Source organism: Vibrio sp. A37 (assembly GCF_059777565.1).
In genome coordinates, this window is the sequence record NZ_JBLNLI010000047.1 from 1 (window position 1) to 3,990 (window position 3,990).

At 36.2% G+C, this 3,990-nt stretch carries 3 protein-coding genes; 2 read left to right on the plus strand and 1 reads right to left on the minus strand.

Going from position 1 to position 3,990, the window contains the following annotated elements; all coding sequences use genetic code 11:
- Positions 1 to 250: 250 nt before the first annotated feature.
- Positions 251 to 997, minus strand: coding sequence for a phytochelatin synthase family protein (locus ACM2FC_RS23350; protein WP_498483437.1), 747 nt, complete (start codon positions 995 to 997; stop codon positions 251 to 253).
- Positions 998 to 1,950: 953 nt separating this feature from the next.
- Between ACM2FC_RS23350 and ACM2FC_RS23355 the strand changes: the two genes are divergently transcribed.
- Both ACM2FC_RS23355 and ACM2FC_RS23360 read left to right on the plus strand, forming a co-directional pair.
- Positions 1,951 to 2,571: an outer membrane protein gene (locus tag ACM2FC_RS23355; RefSeq protein ID WP_498483438.1), complete on the plus strand. Its 621-nt coding sequence runs from the start codon at positions 1,951 to 1,953 to the stop codon at positions 2,569 to 2,571.
- A gap of 38 nt (positions 2,572 to 2,609) precedes the next feature.
- Positions 2,610 to 2,936 carry a hypothetical protein gene (locus ACM2FC_RS23360; protein ID WP_498483439.1) on the plus strand — a complete coding sequence of 109 codons (327 nt, stop codon included), beginning with the start codon at positions 2,610 to 2,612 and terminating at the stop codon, positions 2,934 to 2,936.
- Positions 2,937 to 3,990 lie beyond the last annotated feature (1,054 nt).

Genomic DNA, 3,990 nt, shown 5'->3' on the forward strand with positions numbered 1-3,990 from the left:
CGCTAAAATTGCCGATTGCCGACTAGATAACTTGCACAAGTTGTCTCGCAAACTCTTCAACTTCTGCCAATGTATTTGATGCCATAACCAACGCTACCTCTTTGAATCTATCTCCTACTATTGTTCTGTAGTTATCAACTATAGATTCATACTTTGCTTGTAAGGCTTTAGCCTCATAAGAGCAGCCCGCACCTTTGGGACTATTACACCGCTACTCGAAAAAAGTATATCGTTAGGAATCACCAACCTCTTAGCTAGCGCTACAAAGTGATAGGTTTAAAAGCTTAGTAATTAAGTATCCACGAGGTCGAGAGAATCTATCAACGACCGACATCGACTCTACTAATTTTTCGATTGTAACCCAAAACCATCCGTTGCTGACCGTATTCACATCCATGACCAAGACAGAGTTGGTTTCTTTGTGGTATGCACCAATAGGAGATATATGTCCAGTCGTTTGCTTTTCAAAAAATGAACCTTTGTAAAAGTTCACCAGAATATAGTTTCCATTAGCAGTCGCAGTTTCGATGTCGTGAATGACTTTTTGAAGAGATACACTTTTGTCAACGTTATAGACTCGAGAAGCAATATTGTAGTCATTTAAGATAGAGCTAACTTCGCTTAGTAGTAGCCCACCATCGATCTCATCATCACGATTTTCAATACTCGTTCTACATAACATTTTTTCAAATAGGGCTTTATTTTTTATCGTATTGCTTTGGGTAAATCTGTTGTAGAAAGGAGTAAAATCGGAAGTACTAATAAAGTAGTCAAAATGGGAAATATCTTCTTTTGGTAAAGTTTCGGCTAAGGGAACAATTTCTGGAGCTTGATGATTTCTAGAGTATATGGAGTTCAATATCATTGAACTTGAAGCTAAGCCACAACTCATACGGCAATCTTGCACATTAAAAAACTCAGCAAGCATAAAAAACAAGTCAGTATGAGCTTCTGAAAACATTCTTTTACTTTCTGAGCTTAACCACTCGATAATCATGAAAGATTTTCTCCAGCCGAATCGAAAGCTAGGATACTAACATACCTTTGGTTGGGCATTCTAATAACTCTTGATTCTTCCCTCTAGTAATGCATCTTACAGACTCGCTATCATTTCTGTGAATTAGCAAACATTAATTGAAGTGGTAATCTAAAAGCCGCATGATTATTAGAATAAATGTGTGCCGTTGGACTTCAAACCCGTTATACGTCTAAATAATCACAGAGCTCATCAGCAGCACGTCGATAGTTCTCAGGAATCAAAACTTTCTTAACTTCATATTCAGCTACGGAAGTACACCAAGCCAGTCCAATTCTGGCAGTATGACAATTAAAAAAACATCATATTTCTTTATATACTGAGTTAAGCTCTCGCCGGACATATGTCTGCGAAGAAAAAATCGTGCTTGATAATGTCCTCTGGACGTTCGGAATAGATTTTACTAAGTCTTTCAACGGCTTCTTTCTTTCCTTGTGGTACCTCTAAGTTCACCCTAATTTCTTTCTAGCAGGGTTTCTACTTTTTTTAATTCGTATTCAGCTTAAGAAGCTCATCAAGCGTGAATATGTTTATCAGGCCCGCGAACTTACCAATCGGGATGCGCCTTTCATATTCTTGTAATTATAACTAACAAAACAATTCATTCTTGATAATAATAATTATCAGAAATACTGGTTATTATTTATGCAAACATACTTTCCAAATAAACCAAACACACTCTAAATAAAAAACTTAGTCAACTCTTTTTTTATAAAAATTAAAAAATAATCAATCAATTACACAAAAGTGGTTAATTTAAATGTTCATTAATTAAACGAATAAATTCCAAGGTTATGATTTTCATAGGTAAAGATCGGGTTGTAATTAAAATCACAAAACCGTAACTTCATCGTACCAATAAGGAGGTGGGTATTTCATCAGGAAGGTTAATAAAATATATGCGTGGTTAAAATATGAAAAAGCTAAATTCAGCGAAATTTATCGCTCTCGTTGCAGCACTATCTGCTGCTGGTACTGCAAGTGCATTTGCGGACAACTTTTATGTTTCTGGAGGCGTGGGTGTTGCAGCCCAGACTCTTCCATCTGATGCGGCCGCCGATAATACTGCATCTGAGTTTGCAGGAAGAATTGCCGCTGGCTATACCCATAATTTAAATGACAAGTGGGATTTAGGGGCAGAGTTAGGTTACACTGACTTTGGAACAGCAGAATGGGATGCGACTGCTCTTGGTGTCACTCAAAGTGAAAAAGTTAGTTCATCTGCTTTAGACTTAGCAGGAGTGGGAACCTATCATATTTCTAATAACTGGTCTGTATTCGGCAAAGCTGGTCTCGCTTATATTTCTAGCAAATTAACTTATTCCAATTCAGCTGTCCCGAGCTTAAACGAGTCACAAACCGATCATGCTGTAAAACCATTGGTAGGTTTTGGAGTAGGCTATGCCGTCACAGACGCATTAAGTCTCCAAGCTTCATTTACACACTACTTTGGCGACACTAGCGCGACTGCGGATAGCTCAAGCTTTGTTCCAGTTATCAACGACTTCCTGGTTGGCGCAAGCTATTCATTTTAATAATTTATGTGTTAATTTTATCAATAGGACGGTCAACTGTGAAATATTTATTCTTAGCTATATTGGCACCTTTAGCTCTTGGAGGCTGCTCTAGCAACACTCAACAAGATAACTATCAAGACGCTTCATTCGAGCTGTGTAACACTAAGGTAGATGTTTATTCAGTGAGCGATGATGGAAACACAAGAATTATTTGCTCTGATGGTTCAAAGTTTGCACTTAGAAACCAAGATACGTTAGAAGTAATGAAAAACATTAACTCTGAGTATTGTAATGGTGGCGGGTTAGGCCAATTTAATGAAAGTAGCAAGTACTATACTTTTAAATGCAAATCTGGCCAAACACTTAGTTTACCTAAATCTTAAACTTTGCCATCAAACTGCGAGTTCGTCACAGAGTTTACCACTATAACAAAGCACTTAAAGAGCCGCGAGAGCGGCTTCATTTGAGTGTATGTTGGAAAATACGGTTCAAGAAAAAACCTACCTAAGTCGCTAATACTTAGGTAATTTGCATTTCAAATGTTTGATTTTTGAACGGCTCACTTGTTTTGGCTTGGTTGAATTTTAACTAGATCCCAAAACAACATGCTTTGCGGTTTATTATCGGGTGGTGTTTGGTAATGTGATGTTGAAGGTTGTCTTGGTATCTTCATTGGTTTACTGACAAATAACCAATCCAAAGTGTCGATGTATTTAAGTAGAAATCTTTCTTCAGGGGGTTTCTACTTTTTTTATGTCATGTAGGGAATGCGTGCAAAATCTAGCATCCTTCTACTGATGGTTTTTTTGAATCAATGTATGGTGTTTTTAATGGCTAGTGTTCTTCTGACCAAAAGGAGAATGATAAAGGATTCAAATAGTTAAAATTACAAATCAATCATTAAAGAAAATCACAATGTATAAATGCTATTAAAATTTAATGGCCTACGCACTTAACCTAAACAATTCCTCAACCTTATTTTGCCTAAAAAAAACCCCACACGATGAGTATGGGGTAACGATTTTATTAGCTATTACCCAAATGAAGAGGCGGGTAACAATGTCAGTTGGCTATATACAACATTCTCGCTTAAGAACGTTGTGCTATGGATTCTAATATTAAAACCCATAGCTGATGTTATACATTCGCAATATGAACATGTTTATTTTAAAAAATTAAATTTTAATATATACCCACTCTAAAAAATGTAAAATTAGACAGAACCATAGAATACCTATGATCTCCGGTTAGTATAATTACATAATAAATGACATAATGAAATCACTTTTGTTAACTTTTACCTAATTTAACAAAGAGATAACGCTAGTGCTACATCAGTATTTACTTTGGAATTTATTAATAAACTATGGAAAAATGTGCCGTTGGAGGCATATATGAAAACAACATCAGCAGAGCGCATAAACAATATTAGAAAAA

What these genes read in the sequence shown, in the direction of transcription:
- ACM2FC_RS23350 (WP_498483437.1), bottom strand. Translation starts at nt 997, where the DNA reads ATGATTATCGAGTGGTTAAGCTCAGAAAGTAAAAGAATGTTTTCAGAA.
- ACM2FC_RS23355 (WP_498483438.1), top strand. Translation starts at nt 1,951, where the DNA reads ATGAAAAAGCTAAATTCAGCGAAATTTATCGCTCTCGTTGCAGCACTA.